Annotated in this window: 10 protein-coding genes, 1 tRNA gene and 1 other RNA gene; 6 read left to right on the top strand and 6 right to left on the bottom strand. The window is 65.1% G+C overall.

Translation table 11 applies throughout. The annotated features are described in order from the left end of the window. Window positions 1-21 precede the first annotated feature (21 nt). Entirely contained in the window at window positions 22-3,081 is a 3,060-nt protein-coding gene (locus BLS52_RS08740; RefSeq protein ID WP_090586164.1) for a S8 family peptidase, read from the top strand. A 128-nt stretch (window positions 3,082-3,209) separates the two neighbouring features. Beyond that, entirely contained in the window at window positions 3,210-3,488 is a 279-nt protein-coding gene (locus BLS52_RS08735) for a hypothetical protein (protein ID WP_035778914.1), read from the top strand. A gap of 81 nt (window positions 3,489-3,569) precedes the next feature. On the opposite strand, the gene BLS52_RS08730 is transcribed toward BLS52_RS08735, so the two are convergent. Beyond that, window positions 3,570-4,856 (bottom strand): aspartate kinase, encoded by a 1,287-nt coding sequence (locus BLS52_RS08730; RefSeq protein ID WP_026545038.1) that lies wholly within the window; start codon window positions 4,854-4,856, stop codon window positions 3,570-3,572. A 203-nt stretch (window positions 4,857-5,059) separates the two neighbouring features. On the opposite strand from BLS52_RS08730, the gene BLS52_RS08725 reads away from it, so the two are divergent. Together BLS52_RS08725 and BLS52_RS08720 are read left to right on the top strand one after the other, a co-directional pair. Further along, complete coding sequence (locus BLS52_RS08725) at window positions 5,060-5,992, top strand: ABC transporter ATP-binding protein (RefSeq protein WP_090585991.1); 933 nt, start codon at window positions 5,060-5,062, stop codon at window positions 5,990-5,992. Then, window positions 5,989-7,110, top strand: a complete 1,122-nt coding sequence (locus tag BLS52_RS08720; RefSeq protein ID WP_090585989.1) for an ABC transporter permease — start codon at window positions 5,989-5,991, stop codon at window positions 7,108-7,110. The genes BLS52_RS08725 and BLS52_RS08720 overlap by 4 nt, the downstream gene beginning before the upstream one ends. A 99-nt stretch (window positions 7,111-7,209) precedes the next feature. On the opposite strand, the gene recR is transcribed toward BLS52_RS08720, so the two are convergent. From recR to ffs, 4 genes are all read right to left on the bottom strand, one after another. Beyond that, window positions 7,210-7,806, bottom strand: a complete 597-nt coding sequence (gene recR / locus BLS52_RS08715; protein WP_026545040.1) for a recombination mediator RecR — start codon at window positions 7,804-7,806, stop codon at window positions 7,210-7,212. 112 nt (window positions 7,807-7,918) lie between these two features. Next, on the bottom strand, window positions 7,919-11,005 hold the full coding sequence (locus tag BLS52_RS08710) for a DNA polymerase III subunit gamma and tau (protein WP_090585988.1): 3,087 nt from the start codon (window positions 11,003-11,005) through the stop codon (window positions 7,919-7,921). Between the two features lie 9 nt (window positions 11,006-11,014). After that, entirely contained in the window at window positions 11,015-11,935 is a 921-nt protein-coding gene (gene gluQRS / locus BLS52_RS08705) for a tRNA glutamyl-Q(34) synthetase GluQRS (protein WP_090585985.1), read from the bottom strand. Between the two features lie 28 nt (window positions 11,936-11,963). Continuing rightward, an RNA gene (ffs, locus tag BLS52_RS08700) (signal recognition particle sRNA small type) lies at window positions 11,964-12,060 on the bottom strand. Window positions 12,061-12,161: 101 nt separating this feature from the next. Between ffs and BLS52_RS08695 the strand changes: the two genes are divergently transcribed. Then, window positions 12,162-12,246 (top strand) — tRNA-Ser (locus tag BLS52_RS08695). A 64-nt stretch (window positions 12,247-12,310) separates the two neighbouring features. Here the strand turns inward: BLS52_RS08695 and BLS52_RS08690 are convergent. Next, a complete protein-coding gene (locus BLS52_RS08690; protein ID WP_090585982.1) occupies window positions 12,311-13,210 on the bottom strand; it encodes a diacylglycerol/lipid kinase family protein in 900 nt (299 codons plus the stop codon). A 199-nt stretch (window positions 13,211-13,409) separates the two neighbouring features. Here BLS52_RS08690 and BLS52_RS08685 point away from each other — a divergent pair, with 199 nt between their 5' ends. After that, window positions 13,410-14,471, top strand: coding sequence for a ferredoxin reductase (locus BLS52_RS08685; protein ID WP_090585981.1), 1,062 nt, complete (start codon window positions 13,410-13,412; stop codon window positions 14,469-14,471). Window positions 14,472-14,478: the final 7 nt, after the last annotated feature.

The raw sequence follows: 14,478 nt of genomic DNA, 5'->3' as shown, positions 1-14,478 counted from the left end.
CTCCCCCTGATTCTCGGTTCCATGTCAGCGGTGCCCGCCGCTGCCGTACCCGCTGGCCCTACTGCTACCCAGCAGATCCAGCCGGTCAAGAAAGTGGATCCCGGCAACTACCCGGATGGCCGCTACATTGTGGTGCTCAATGAAGAGCCTGCTGCCATGTACGACGGCGGTGTCCCCGGAATTGAGGCGACCAAGCCTGAGAAGGGTGAGAAGCTTTCCGAGAAGAAGGACTTCCAGAAGTACAAGAGTCACCTCGAACAGAAGCAGCAGGCTGTTGCGGGCGAAAAGGGTGTGGCGATCAAGCGGTCCTACACCGCAGCCCTCAACGGTTTCAGTGCGAAGCTGACCTCGGACCAGGCTGTTGAGCTCGCCAAGGATCCGGGCGTGCGGATGGTTGCTCCGGACGTGGAGAATGCTCCCGACGACTACTCCAGCCTCGACATCCTCAACCTGCGCGGCGAGGGCGGCGCCTGGAACACCCAGTTCGGCGGCGAAGCAAACGCCGGTGCCGGAACGGTGGTCGGAGTCATCGACACCGGATACACGCCGAGCAGTCCCTTCTTCCAGGGCACGGAGGTCGTCAAGCTCAAGAAGGGTGAGCAGCCCCAGGTCGGCCAGCCGTACCGGGCCAAGGGCGGCATCGCGATGCTGAAGTCCGACGGCACCACCTTCCTCGGTGAGTGTGAGGTCGGTGTGCGCTTCTCCGGCACCGAATGCAACTCGAAGGTCCTCGCAGCCCAGTACTTCTCCGAGGATTTCGAAGAGTACGTACCCAAGGCGAACCGCGCCCCCGAAGAGGTGCTGTCGCCGATTGATGTGGACAGCCACGGAACCCATACGGCCAGCACGGCGGTGGGCAACAGCAACGTCACCCAGACCGTCGCCGGCCGTGACTTCGGCAAGTCTTCCGGCGTCGCTCCGGCAGCCAAGCTCTCCGTCTACAAGGTCTGCTGGGCGGACAATGATCCGAATACCGGCGGCTGCTACTCCTCCGCCTCTATCGCAGCGATCAACCAGGCGGTGCTCGACGGCGTCGATGTCCTGAACTACTCCATCTCGGGCAGCGCGACCACCACCACTGATCCGGTTTCCCTGGCCTTCCTGGGTGCGGCATCCGCAGGTGTGTTCGTGTCGGCCTCAGCAGGCAACTCGGGCCCGACGGCCAGCACCGTCAACCACGGAGCTCCCTGGGTGACCACTGTCGCGGCAAGCACCTTCAGCCACGCGCTGCAGGGAACCGCCGAGTTCGCCGACGGCACCAAGTTCCGCGGAGCCAGTATCATGAGCGCAGGAGTTCCCGCCAGCCCGGTGGTCCTGTCCGCAAACGCTGCCGCGGCCGGTGCCAAGGACGGCGACCTCTGCGCACCGAACTCGCTGGACCCAACGCGCGTGGCAGGCAAGATTGTTGTCTGCGACCGCGGCGTGTACGACCGCGTGGCCAAGTCCGCCGAGGTTGCACGTACCGGTGGAGTGGGCATGATCCTGGTCAACCTCACCGACTCCTCGATGGACACGGACAAGCACTCGGTCCCGACCATCCACGTCAACACTCCGGCGAGCCTTGAGCTCAAAGAGAAGGTTGCAGCCAATCCGGACATGCTGGTTGCTCTTGTAGATGAAGACACCACCGGTGAGCCGCTGCCTCCCGTCCCGCAGATCGCAGGCTTCTCCTCACGCGGTCCGCTGCTCGCCACCGGCTCCGATCTGCTGAAGCCGGACGTTGCAGCACCCGGTGTTGCCGTTCTCGCAGGTGTGTCACCGATCGGTACCGGCGGTGATGAGTTCGGGTTCCTCTCCGGAACCTCGATGGCCGCTCCGCACGTTGCCGGAGTGGGCGCACTCATCCTCGCCAAGAACCCCGCCTGGTCACCGGCTGCGGTCAAGTCCGCCATGATGACCACCGCGGATCCGGTCAAGAATGCCCAGGGCGGCGTGGACGGCGACGTCTTCGCAACCGGCGCCGGCCAGGTGGATCCCATCAGCGTCCTGAACCCCGGGCTCGTCTACGACGCCGGCAGGATCGAGTACCTGCAGTTCGTTGAAGGCACCGGATACGCGGACGTCAAGGGTGTCGAAGGCATCGACGCGAAGAACATGAACGTGCCGTCCTTCGCCGTCGGTAACCTGACCGGCAAGACGACCGTCACCCGTACGGTGACTGCCCTTACCCCGGGCACCTACACCGCAACGGCAAACGTGCCGGGTGTCAACGTGAAGGTGACCCCTTCGGTACTGAACTTCACGAAGGCCGGCGAGAAGCAGACCTTCGAAGTGACCTTCGAGAACGCCGAAGCACAGCTCGGCAAATTCGCCAAGGGTTCGCTGGTCTGGGAAGGTCAGGGCAAGGTTGTTGCGTCACCGGTCGCGGTCCGTCCGCAGTCCGTCGTCGCTCCGTCCCAGGTGGCGTTCACCTCGGAGGGTCCGGATGGAAGCGGAACGATCCCCGTCACCTCGGGTACCAACGCTCCGGTCAGCATGACGCTGCAGGGCCTTTCCAAGGCCAACAGCTCGCCGCTGTCACTGGTGCCGGGACCGGTGGTTGTGGAAAACAACGCGTCGAACTACGTGACTGAAGTGACCGTTCCGAAGGACACGCCGTTTGCGAGTCTGTCGGTGCTTTCGGCCGATCCGGGCGCTGACTTCGACCTCTTCGTGTTCGATCCCAACGGGCGCCTCTACCAGGTGGCCACCGCCTCGGCGAGCGAGACACTGAACCTGCAGAACCCGGTTCCGGGCGTCTATAAGGCGATTGTCAACCTCTATGCGAGCCCCAACGGCCAGGCAACGGCTGCAACCTTCGACGCCGCAATCCTCGGCGCCGATGAAGGCAACGCCTCGATCGCGCCCAACCCGCTGGAGCTCGCCAACGGCGAGTCCGGTGAGGTCACGCTGAACTGGGCGGGCCTTGAGCCCGGCTCCTACGTCGGCCGGGTGACCTACGCGGGATCCACCGCTGTCACCTTCGTTTCGGTTGTCGTGGACGGAGCCGGCGTCGCTGCGCCGACTGCAGTGTCACCCACCGGCGGGGCGAACAAGCTCCCGTCTGCGGATGGGGACAGTACCCCGACGAACGGGCAGTAACAACACACGGAAATCCCCCGCACCAGGCAGTACGGTGCGGGGGATTTCTGCGTCCTGTCAGGATCTTTTTCAGCCGGACGGACTTAAGATGTGGGTACTCGAACAGCCGCAGAAAGAAGGCGATACCCATGGCTGAGAGAACCCGGCGCCGCTGGATCAAGAACCCCGCCACGATTTTCCTTGGACCGGCCGAGAGGGACGCCCTCGATGAGCCGGTGGTGCACCGGCACGATGATTTCGAAAGCGCTTCGGAAGCAGAGCTCGCGGAACTCATTGTTGAGGTGGATTCCGAGGGCCATCACTACGCGGTGCGGAAGCACCCGGATCACCCGACAGTGCGTCGCACCGAACCCGTCATGAAGTACCCGGACTATTTCACCAAGCCGGTGCTTCACACGGAGGAATAGCCCCGTGAGTTGGCAGGACACACCCCGTTTGGCGCCCGATAAACGGCGTGTCCTGCCAAATCAACGGGAGGTGGGGCCGGGTTAGCGCCCGGTGCCCGCGTACACGGTTGCCACGGCGTCGCCGTCGAGGTCGAATGCGGCGTGCACTGCTCGCACGGCGGTGTCGAGCAGGTGCGCGCTGGTGACCACCGAGATGCGGATCTCCGAGGTGGAAATCATGTCGATGTTCACCCCGGCGTCGGACAACGCCTTGAAGAACTTGTAGGACACGCCTGGGTTGGACCGCATGCCGGCGCCGATCAGCGACAGCTTGCCGATCTGCTCGTCATACTCGATACCTTCGTAGCCCACGGTTTCCTGTGCCGCCTTGAGCGCGGTGAGCGCCTCCGCGCCCTCGACAATCGGCAGGGTGAAGGAGATGTCCGTGTGCCCGGAGCCGTGTGTGGATACGTTCTGCACAATCATGTCGATGTTGGAATGTGCGCCGGCTACGATCCCGAAGATTTCAGCGGCCTTGCCCGGGATGTCGGGCACACCGACCACCGTGACCTTCGCTTCTGAACGGTCATGGGCAACACCGGAGATGATGGGCTGTTCCAAGGGTTCTCCCTCTTGAATCTTGATGGTGTCATCGGGATTGGGCAGCACCCAGGTTCCCTCGAGCTGGCTGAAGGACGAGCGGACGTGCAGCGGTACGCCAAAGCGGCGGGCGTATTCCACACAGCGGAGGTGCAGGATTTTGGCACCCGAGGCTGCCATCTCGAGCATTTCCTCGCTGGAGATCGTGGCAAGCTTCCGGGCAGCAGGCACCACCCGGGGATCAGCGGTGTAGACGCCGTCGACGTCGGTGTAGATTTCGCAGACATCGGCCTTCAGGGCTGCAGCCAGGGCCACCGCCGTCGTGTCGGAACCGCCGCGGCCAAGGGTGGTGATGTCATTGCTGTCCCGGCTCATGCCCTGGAACCCAGCGACAATCGCAATGTCGCCCTTGTCGATGGAGGCCTTGATCCGGTGCGGGGAGACGGCGATGATCCGGGCCTTGCCGTGAATCGCGTCGGTGATCATGCCCGCCTGGCTGCCGGTGAAGGACTGCGCGCTGGTGCCGGCCTCATGAAGTGCCATGGCGAGCAGCGCCATGGAGATGCGCTCGCCGGCACTGAGCAGCATGTCCATCTCGCGGGGGTTGGAGGCGGTGCTGACCTGCGCCGCGAGATCAAGCAGCTCATCGGTGCTGTCACCCATTGCGGAAACAACGACGACGACCTGGTTCCCTGCCGCCTGCGTCTCCACAACCCGCGTGGCGACGCGCTTGATCCCCTCCGCGTCGGCCACGGACGAGCCACCGAACTTCTGAACAATCAAGGCCATGCGCACGCTCGCTGAATCTTGGGATGTGATGCCTGGCGGCGTCGTCGGCGCCCGAAACAGGTCACTTCGATAGGGACTGCTATTACGCTGGAGCCAACGGCTGACCGCCGGATACCGCACACAATCTTAACTGTTCGGGTTCAGCTGGCCCAATCGTGCGTCGAATTGTGCCGTTCTGACCGGTGAAGGGCTACTGTCACCTCATGACCAATGGGTATGGGGGAATCATTGCCAGCGGTATTCGACGAAGTTTCGGTTCGGTGCCTGCCGTCCGCAACATCGATTTCGAGGCGCCGCCCGGCGAAGTGACAGCGCTGATCGGACCCAACGGATCCGGCAAGACCACCCTGCTGCTGATTCTCGCCTCACTGTTGGCGCCCGACGCCGGCACACTGTCCGTTGGCGGATTTGATCCCGCGACCAATGCCGCCGCCGTCCGCCGCAAGGTCGGCTGGATGCCGGACACCCTGGGGGTCTGGGAATCCCTCAAGGCCCGCGAAATTCTTACCACCGTCGGTGCACTGTACGGATTAAGTTCGACGGCGGTCTCCCACCGTGCGGCGGAACTGCTCGCCGAAGTGAGCCTGAGTGAATACGCGGACTCGCCTGCCGGAGTCCTTTCCCGGGGCCAGCAGCAGCGGCTCAGCCTCGCCAGGGCGCTCATCCACGACCCCGACGTGCTCCTGCTGGATGAACCGGCCTCCGGTCTCGACCCGGGTTCGCGCGTAGCGCTCCGCACCATGCTCCGGCGCCTCGCGGGGGAGGGCAAGACCATCGTCGTTTCCAGCCACGTCCTGTCCGAGCTGGACGAGATTGCCGACCGTGCCGTGTTCGTCAACCGGGGTGAGTCCGTCAAAAGTCAGACCCTGGATGAGGCGGGGACGCAGCTGCGCCGCTACTGCATCCAGGCCGAACCGATGGGTGCGCTCGCCGATGCACTTGCGAGCCACGGCGTCGTCTTCGAGGAGCGGGGCGATTCACGGCGGGTTGAGTACCAGGTGCTGCTCAGCAGCACCGAGCAGGCAGCGTGGCTGCTGCGCACGCTCATCCTGGCCGACGTCGTCGTGACCGCTTTTGCGCCCGCCGGCGGCGCCCTCGAAGAGACCTACATGAGCCTGGATACGGAGCGGCAATGAGCACTGACACGGTAGAAGGAAGCCGCACGCACTCCCTCGGTTACGTGGCGGGAGTGCGCACCGTCTTCGGTCTGGAGATGAAGCAGCGGTTGCGCGGCCGCGCTTGGTACATCATGATGGCTGTCTGGTTCCTCGTAATCGGTCTGGTGTTCCTGCTGGCTACGCTGACGACGGCGGCAATGGACAGCGCCGGCCCGTTCCTGTTCGACCTGGTGGTCGGCTTTGTGCTGTTCTTCGGGTTGCTGGTGGCGCCGGGCCTGTCCGCGAATGCCATCAACGGGGACCGGACGGGCGGCACGCTTGCCATCCTTCAGGTCACGCTGCTGCGGCCGGGACAGATTCTGTGGGGCAAATGGCTGGCCTCCTGGGTTGCGTCCCTGGGTTTCCTGGCACTCAGCTCGCCCTTCATCTTCTGGGCGCTCGCGCTCGGCGGGGTGAACCCGCTGGAGGCGATCGTGTCGCTGGCTGTGCTCGCTCTGGAACTCGGGCTGGTGTGTGCGCTGGGCGTCGGGATTTCTGCGCTCGCCGGCCGACCGCTGTTCTCCATTGTCACCACCTACATGATGGTCGCCCTGCTGGGGCTCGGGACGCTGATCGCCTTCGGTCTGAGCATGTCGCTGGTGATGGAGGAGGACGTGCAGGTTACGCAGTCCTTCTACGACTACCCGCGTGAAGCAATCGAAAGCGGACGGATGCTCACGGAGGAGGACCTCGAGTGCCTGACCAACCAGGTGATCATGCCCGTCTGGCATACCGAGCGCACGGCATGGCTGCTCGCGGCCAACCCTTTCGTGATTGTGGCGGATGCCGTGCCGTACGACCGCGACAGTCTCCAGAGCGAGCCCGACAGTCTTGGAAACACGTATCGGACGCCCGGCGTGATGGAAAGCATCAGCGCACAGGTTCGTCTGGCCCAGGCAGGCCCGGATTACGAGGTCACCTGTGAGGAAGCGCAATTCTTCGGTCCCGGTTCCCGCGACATCGAGAAGGAGCCGCTGCCGATCTGGCCGCTGGGCCTTGTGCTGCAGGGCGGCCTGGCAGCCGCTGTGCTGTGGGCAGGCCGCCGCAGGTTGGTGACTCCGGTCCGGCGTCTGGCACGCGGAACCCGTATCGCGTGAACGCGGATCGCGTGGACCCGGCAGCGCGTGGACCCGCATCGCGTGAACGCGTATCGCCTGAACGCGCATCGCGTGAACCGGGCTACGGGCAGGTGCACATCAGGAGACGGTGCGCCGGCCCTCGAAGGCACGGCCGAGGGTGATCTCATCTGCGTACTCGAGGTCGCCGCCCACCGGCAGGCCGGATGCCAGGCGTGTGACCTTGATGCCGATGGTCTTCAGCATGCGGACCAGATAAGTGGCTGTCGCCTCGCCCTCGAGGTTGGGGTCGGTGGCGATGATGATTTCCTGGACCTGGTCGTCGGAAAGCCGGCTCAACAGTTCCCTGATGCGGAGTTGCTCCGGGCCGATCCCGGCGATGGGATTGATGGAGCCGCCCAGCACGTGGTACTTCCCACGGAAGGAACGGGTGCGTTCAACGGCGATGACGTCCTTGGACTCTTCGACCACGCAGATCGCGGACGGATCGCGCCGTGGGTCACGGCAGATGCTGCAGGTCTCCTGTTCAGCGACGTTTCCGCAGATGGTGCAGAACTTCACCCTCTCCTTGACGGTGACGATGGCGTTTGCGAGACGCTTCATGTCCTCGTTGTCGGATTCGAGGATGTGGAACGCAATGCGCTGCGCTGATTTGGGGCCCACGCCGGGCAGGCGTCCCAGCTCGTCGATGAGCTCCTGAACTGCGCCTTCGTACACGGGTTTGCCTTAGCTGTAGATGGTGGCGGGTGGTACCGGGCGTGCCGGGTGGTGCCGGTCGGCACCGTCGTGCCGGTCGGAACCGGCTGCCCGCCGGATGCGGGCTGTCCGGTTACTGATCGAGGCTGCGTTCCTCGATCAGCCTGCCGTTGAGAATCCGCTCGATGGCCTGACGACCGACCAGTCCGGATTGCTCGATGGTTTCATCATCCGCGCTGGGAATGTCTTCCACGTATTTCAAGTCTACGGCGCCGGTCGGACGTCCCGGCGGCTGCGGACGGGACGCCTCGGCACGCGCGGCTTCATCGAGGAGCTGCCGGTAGCGGCTTGGCCGTACCGGGGCCTCCTCCTCGAAGGACGGTTCCTCAGGTCCGGGGTCCTCCGGGTCGCGCGGAGGTTCGGCGTTCAGCCAGTCGTCGTCCGCCGTGGCTGGCGTCGCCGTTGCAGGCGCCGAGGGTGCTGGCGCCGAGGGTGCTGGCGCCGAGGGTGCTGGCGCCGGGGTTGCAGGGTTGGCGGGTGTTCGGTTGGCAGGTGTTGGGCCTGCCGGTGTTGCGGTCGGCGGTGCCTGGCCCGCCTCCGGTGATGGTTCTTGCCCTGCCTGCATGGTGGGATTTGAAGCAAGACCCGCCCGCGGCGCGGGCGATGACGGTCCTGGAACGCGAGGTGCTTGTCCAGGTGATGCGCCCGCCTGCGGGGCTTGTGCTCCGTGGCCTGCCTGTGTAGCTGGGGCTTGTACTTTGTCCGCTTGCGGGGCCGGATCCGGCGCCGGGCCCACCTGTGGCACCGGTGTTGCCGCTACCCGAGAGCGGGGCGCTGGTTCCGGTGCTCCTGGCGCTGCCGTCGCTTGCGGTTGCGGTTGCGGCGCTCCGCTGGTGGGCAGGCCCCATCCATCATCCGGAGTTGTGCTGGTGGGCACGCCCTGCGGTGCTGTGCTTGAGGGTAGACCCCATCCGTCGTCGCGAGCCGAAGAGGACGGGCTATCGGTGCCGGACGAAGGGGACTGGCCGGCACGCGGCTGCTCCTGCCCCTTTGCCGGGTGGGTCCGGCTAGTAGGTACTTTTGGGTCGGGTTCACCCGCTGTCGCGGCACCGTCATGGATGGCTTCGATGGAGCAGTTCAGCCCGAGCACCTTGCTGATGGCCTGCTTCAGATTGTCCGTGTGCTGCCCGCGCTGGAATCCCAGCGCGTTGCCCTGCGACGCGAACGCCAGCGTGAGCTGGTTGTCACTGAACGAACGCGGCTTCGCATCGGCGTTGACATTCAGCCAGGTGCTGCGCTTGATGCGGGCGAGCTCGTCCATAATCTCGGGCCACGCCCTGCGGATCATTTCGATCTGTCCCGACGCCGGTGCTGACCCCTGCGGTTGGGCAGGCTGGGACGGCACGGATGAGGCCGACGCCGGAGCTGGAGCCTGCGGCTGGGAAGGCACGGGTCCGGCTGACGGTGGCTGATCTCGTTGGGCAGGCAGGGACCCTGCCGGCGCTGGTTCTTGTGCTTCCGGACGCGATAACGCACCGGTCTGGGGCTGCCAGGACGCGCCGGTCTGCGGCTGCGAGGACGCGGGGTCACCCTGCTGGGCCGGCTGCGTCCCGGAACGCTGCGCGGGTGCGGAAGGCGTTGCCGCCCGGGACTTCCGTTCCCCTACGTCGGGAGAAGCTGCGTCCCGCTCCGGCTGTTCCCGCTCCGGCTGTTCCCGCTCCGCCTGTTCCGGCGTCGATGGTTCCGGCGGCACACCCCAACCGCCGCCCCAGTCAGCAGCTCCGGGCTGGGGTGCAGGTTCTGTTGCCCGCTCGAGTTTCTCGGCCGGAGCAGGCACATCCGGCTGAGCCGCGTGCGCTGGTACCGCAGACACTGGTGCCGCGGGCGCTGGCACCGCGGACGCTGGTACAGCCGGTACATCCGGCTCCGAAGCCCAATCCCGCGCCGCCGGTGCAACCGCAGCCGGTACCGCACCCGAGGAGGCCGCACCAGTGGAGGCACGCCCGGACCCGGACGGCGCCGCAGCGCTCCCGCTCCCAGCGTCAGGAAGACCACTGGCGTAGCTGAGCCGGCGTTCAATGCGGTCCACCCGGGCCAGCATGCCCTGCTCCGACTGGTCCGCAGCGGGCAGCAGGATGCGCGCACACAGCAGTTCAAGGTGCAACCGCGGTGAGGTGGCGCCGGTCATCTCGGTCAGCGCCGTATTGGTGATGTCTGCGGCCCGCGACAGCTCCGCACGCCCAAGCTGCTGCGCCTGGGTGCGCATGCGGTTCAGCTGGTCATCCGGAATCCCGCGGAGGATGGCCGCAGCGGCGTCAGGAACGGCATTCACAATGATCAGGTCGCGGAACCGCTCCAGCAGGTCCTCCACGAACCGGCGGGGATCATGGCCGGTCTGGATGACACGGTCGATGGCACCGAAGACAGTGGCGGAATCGTCAGCGGCAACCGCGTCCACCACGTCGTCCAGCAGTGAGGCGTGGGTGTAACCGAGCAGCGACACCGCAAGCTCGTAGTCCAGACCGGAGGCTCCGGCACCGGCCATCAGCTGATCCAGGACCGACAGGGAGTCTCGAACCGATCCTCCGCCGGCACGGACCACGAGGGAGAGCACACCCGGCGCCACCGGAATGTCCTCCTGGTTGCACAGCAGTTCCAGGTAGGCCATCAGCGGCTCCGGCGGAACCAGCCGGAAAGGGTAATGGTGCGTACGGGAACGGATGGTCCCGATCACCTTGTCCGGCTCCGTGGTGGCGAAGATGAACTTGATGTGTTCCGGCGGCTCTTCGACGATCTTCAGCAGCGCGTTGAAACCCGCGCTGGTGACCATGTGGGCCTCATCGATGATGAAGATCTTGTACCGGTCCCGGACCGGAGCGAAGGTGGCGCGCTCACGCAGGTCACGTGCGTCATCGACACCGCCGTGTGAGGCGGCGTCGATCTCAATGACATCCAGGCTGCCTGACCCGTTACGGGCAAGCTCCACACAGCTGTCACAGGTGCCGCAGGGGACAGGCGTGGGGCCCTGCGCACAGTTGAGGCAGCGGGCAAGGATGCGTGCAGAAGTGGTCTTGCCGCAGCCGCGCGGACCGGAAAAAAGATAGGCGTGATTGACCCGGTTCTTCGAGATCGCCGTCATCAGGGGCTCGGTGACGTGCTCCTGACCAATGACGTCGGAGAAGGTCTCCGGACGGTACCGGCGGTAAAGGGCTGTACTCACAGAAGAACTCTATCCGGTGGGTGGAACAGGGGCGGCATCGGTGGAGGACAGGTCCGCAGGGTCCACGATCCATGGTTCACGAGGCAGCCGGGAAGGATCAAATGCAGCGAGCGCAGCGTCCAGCGAATCACCCGGCAGGTCGAGTGAACGCAGGATCACCGCACGGATGTCCGCCACCTGCCAGCCCGCAGCAGTGAGCGCCTCGAGGGTGACTGCACCGTCCCGCTTGGCCAGCCGGCGTCGTTCCGGGTTCAGCGCCAGCGGAATATGTCCGTACTCCACAGGCGGCAGACCGAGGAGCGATCCGAGGTAGGCCTGCCGCGGTGCCGAGCTCAACAGGTCATCGCCGCGGACAACCTGGTCGACGCCCTGCTCGGCATCGTCCACAACAACGGCGAGGTTGTAGGCGGGCACTCCGTCATTGCGGACCACCACAAAGTCGTCAACGGCACCCGTGTAGGGCTCGTGAAGCAGGTCGTGAACCTCATAAAGCCCGACGTCGGCACGCAGCCTCAGCGCGGCCGGCCGCTCCCGGCGGGCGGCCGCCCGTTCAACCGATGTCAGGTCGCGGCAGGAGCCGGGGTAGTGGCCGGGAAGGACATGCGGAGCGGATGCCGCCTCGGCAATGTCGCGGCGGGTGCAGTAGCACTCGAAAAGGCGGCCGTCGGCGCGCAGGCGGCTGACGGCGTCGTCGTAATGGGACTGCCGCTCACTCTGACGCGTGATCCCGCCGTCCCAGGAGAGCCCGACGGCGGTGAGCTCACCGAGCTGGACGGCCTCCATGCCGGCACGGACCCGGTCAAGGTCCTCCACCCGCAACAGGAAGCGGCGGCCGGTCGAACGGGCAAACAGCCAGGCCAGGATCGCGGTCCGGAGGTTTCCCACATGCAGTTCGCCGGTGGGACTCGGCGCAAAGCGGCCCGCAGTCACTGCTCCTCCAGACACGGCTTTCAGGGAACGTGAAGACCCCTCATGCACCTGCCAGAGCCCGCCTACCCTTGCTACCTTCCGGTCCTGGGGGAGTTCAACAGGATGACACCACATGAGGGGCCGCGTAATAGTCTACACAAACCGTTGGGGCGGTTCCTCCTGCCGGATCACCGCCCGATTCGGCACATCAGGCATGTCCGGGTATTCTGGAACCTGCTCCAAACAAGGAGGATTCGCCTAGCGGCCTATGGCGCACGCCTGGAACGCGTGTTGGGTTCACGCCCTCGGGGGTTCAAATCCCCCATCCTCCGCTTTATCCACAGCACCCCGGTCCACTCGGCCGGGGTGCTGTGTTGTGTAAGCGGTGGCGAAGGCCTACCCCACCACCGCCAGCACGCGCGGCACACTCCGCACCTTCACGAGGACATTGGCCGGCGCCGACCGTACCTCTCCATCGAGCTGGTAGGGAATGGGTTTGAGCGTGGTGAACTCGTAGTAGTCGGTGCTGGGCTGGTCTCCCAGGCCCTTGGTTGTTGCCCGCAGCGCCCTGAGCAGGATCCGCCACTTTGCCTGGTGGGCGAAGGTGATTACCTCGAACTTGCCGTCCGAGGCGTCGTCGTCCGCTTCGCTGAGCGTGGCGTACTTCGCCATCTGTGAGATGTTCGCGAACACCAGGCTGTCGAACCGGCGTCGCTTGCCGTCCTTCTGGCGGATCTCGAACGGACGGAACTTCGCGAAGGTGCGCACCACGGTGAACATCTCCTTGAATGCGCCCTTGCTGCCCTTTTCGAGGTCGATGGCAACGATGGGCGTCAGCCCGAACCCGATGTAGGAGTGGGCGTAGACGGACTCGGTGTCAGTACCTGCCTCGACTGTGATTTGCAGCAGGTCGATCCGGCGCACTTCACCCTCGGCGATGGCTTCCGCCAGAGGCTGCCGGCTGATCACGCGGTGATGATCGTTGGCGTTGCCGGCCGCGAGCACCGCACACACTGCGTCGGTGTTGGAACTGGCCATGACTCCGTTGACCACTTCGTTGTAGCCGCCGTCGCCGCTGACGGAGATGACGAGCACCTTGCCGCCGCGGTCGGCAGCAGTACGGGCGAGTTCGACGGCGTGACCTGCATGATCGGTGGGCCGCAGTTCAACTTCGGCCGGATAGGGCAGGGACTCCCGGAGCTTCTCCTCCAGTTCCTTCGCCAGCTTCGGAGCATCTCCGGTGCTGTTCGGGTTGAAAATGATCGAGATGCTGTCAAAGGTCTGGCGTGCGTTCATGGTCTGCCTCCGGCGTTCTTTCGATGTCGCCTTCACGGCAGACTATGCGAGAATGATAAGCCTACTGATCAAAGTATTCGTCGGTGAGCCTTCCGAAGCATGACACATGGAGTCCACACTGGATACAACACCAGCCGTGATCGCCTGATATCTTCGGCAAGTGCCCATCCTGTGAGGAGTTTCGATTGGACCTGCAAGGATGACGCGGCGACCTAAGCTGAGACATGCTGTTTCCGCGTTGACAACGCCGTTGGCGCCGGAAGATTTTCTGGCTCTGTTCAACCCGGTGTTCTCCGCCCGCCAGCTGCGCGGCGTGGTGACCAAAGTTGTGCCCGAAACTGCTGACTCGGTCACCATCTACTTCCACCCCGGCCGCGGCTGGAAAGCGCACCGCGCTGGACAGTGGGCGCGCATCGGAGTGGAGGTGAACGGCGTCCGCCACTGGCGCTCCTACTCGCTCAGTGCGGCGGCGGGACATGATCCGGCCATCACAGTGACGGACATGGGTGAGATTTCCCGGGTCCTGGTGCGCGATACCAAGCCGGGAGACGTGCTCTTCCTCGCTCCGCCGCAGGGCACTTTTGTGCTTCCGGAGCGGCCCCGCCCACTCCTGATGCTGACGGCCGGCAGCGGCATCACCCCGGTGATGTCCATGATCCGCACACTGGTTCCCCGTCGGCCGGATGCCGACGTCGTCCTGATCCACTCCGCCCGGACCCCCCTCAAGAGCCTCTTCGTCGAAGAGCTGCGCGAGCTCGCTGACCAGTTCCGCCAGTTTCGGGTCAAGCTCTGGTTCACCTCCGAGCACGGGCGCATCGACTTCAGCTCCACAGCCGCGCTGGACCGGCTCTGTGGAGACTGGCGCGAGCGGGCCGCCTACGCCTGCGGGCCGGAAGAGTTCCTGGAGAGCGCCGAATCGCTCTGGGAAAAGCAGGCGGCGCTACCTGCGGGTAGCCTGAAGATTGAACGGTTCAGTACCGTCCTCGCTGACGGAGCAGGGAACGACGGCGGTTTGGTCACCTTTGAGGCCTCGGACCGCGAGGTGGAGGCCGACGGCAACACCCCGCTGCTTGAGGTCGGCGAGGACGCCGGAGTGCTCATGCCCAGCGGTTGCCGGATGGGAATCTGTCACAGCTGTCTGCTTCCATTGCGTGAGGGGCAGGTGAGGGATCTTCGCACCAATGAAGTACATGGCGAGCCCGGCCAGCTCATCCAGACGTGCGTTTCGGCGGCCGCCGGACCCGTGAACCTCGACATCTAACTCGATA

This window comes from Arthrobacter subterraneus, assembly GCF_900099735.1.
Taxonomy (GTDB): Bacteria; Actinomycetota; Actinomycetes; order Actinomycetales; family Micrococcaceae; genus Arthrobacter_D; species Arthrobacter_D subterraneus.
The sequence above is the reverse complement of the archived record's forward strand: the minus strand, read 5'-3'. Positions and strand labels throughout refer to the sequence as shown.

Excerpts from the sequence above, each read along its gene's own strand:
- BLS52_RS08730 (WP_026545038.1), bottom strand. The coding sequence starts at position 4,856 with ATGGCCTTGATTGTTCAGAAGTTCGGTGGCTCGTCCGTGGCCGACGCG.
- BLS52_RS08735 (WP_035778914.1), top strand. The coding sequence starts at position 3,210 with ATGGCTGAGAGAACCCGGCGCCGCTGGATCAAGAACCCCGCCACGATT.
- BLS52_RS08740 (WP_090586164.1), top strand. The coding sequence starts at position 22 with ATGTCAGCGGTGCCCGCCGCTGCCGTACCCGCTGGCCCTACTGCTACC.
- BLS52_RS08725 (WP_090585991.1), top strand. The coding sequence starts at position 5,060 with ATGACCAATGGGTATGGGGGAATCATTGCCAGCGGTATTCGACGAAGT.
- BLS52_RS08720 (WP_090585989.1), top strand. The coding sequence starts at position 5,989 with ATGAGCACTGACACGGTAGAAGGAAGCCGCACGCACTCCCTCGGTTAC.
- BLS52_RS08685 (WP_090585981.1), top strand. The coding sequence starts at position 13,410 with ATGACGCGGCGACCTAAGCTGAGACATGCTGTTTCCGCGTTGACAACG.
- BLS52_RS08690 (WP_090585982.1), bottom strand. The coding sequence starts at position 13,210 with ATGAACGCACGCCAGACCTTTGACAGCATCTCGATCATTTTCAACCCG.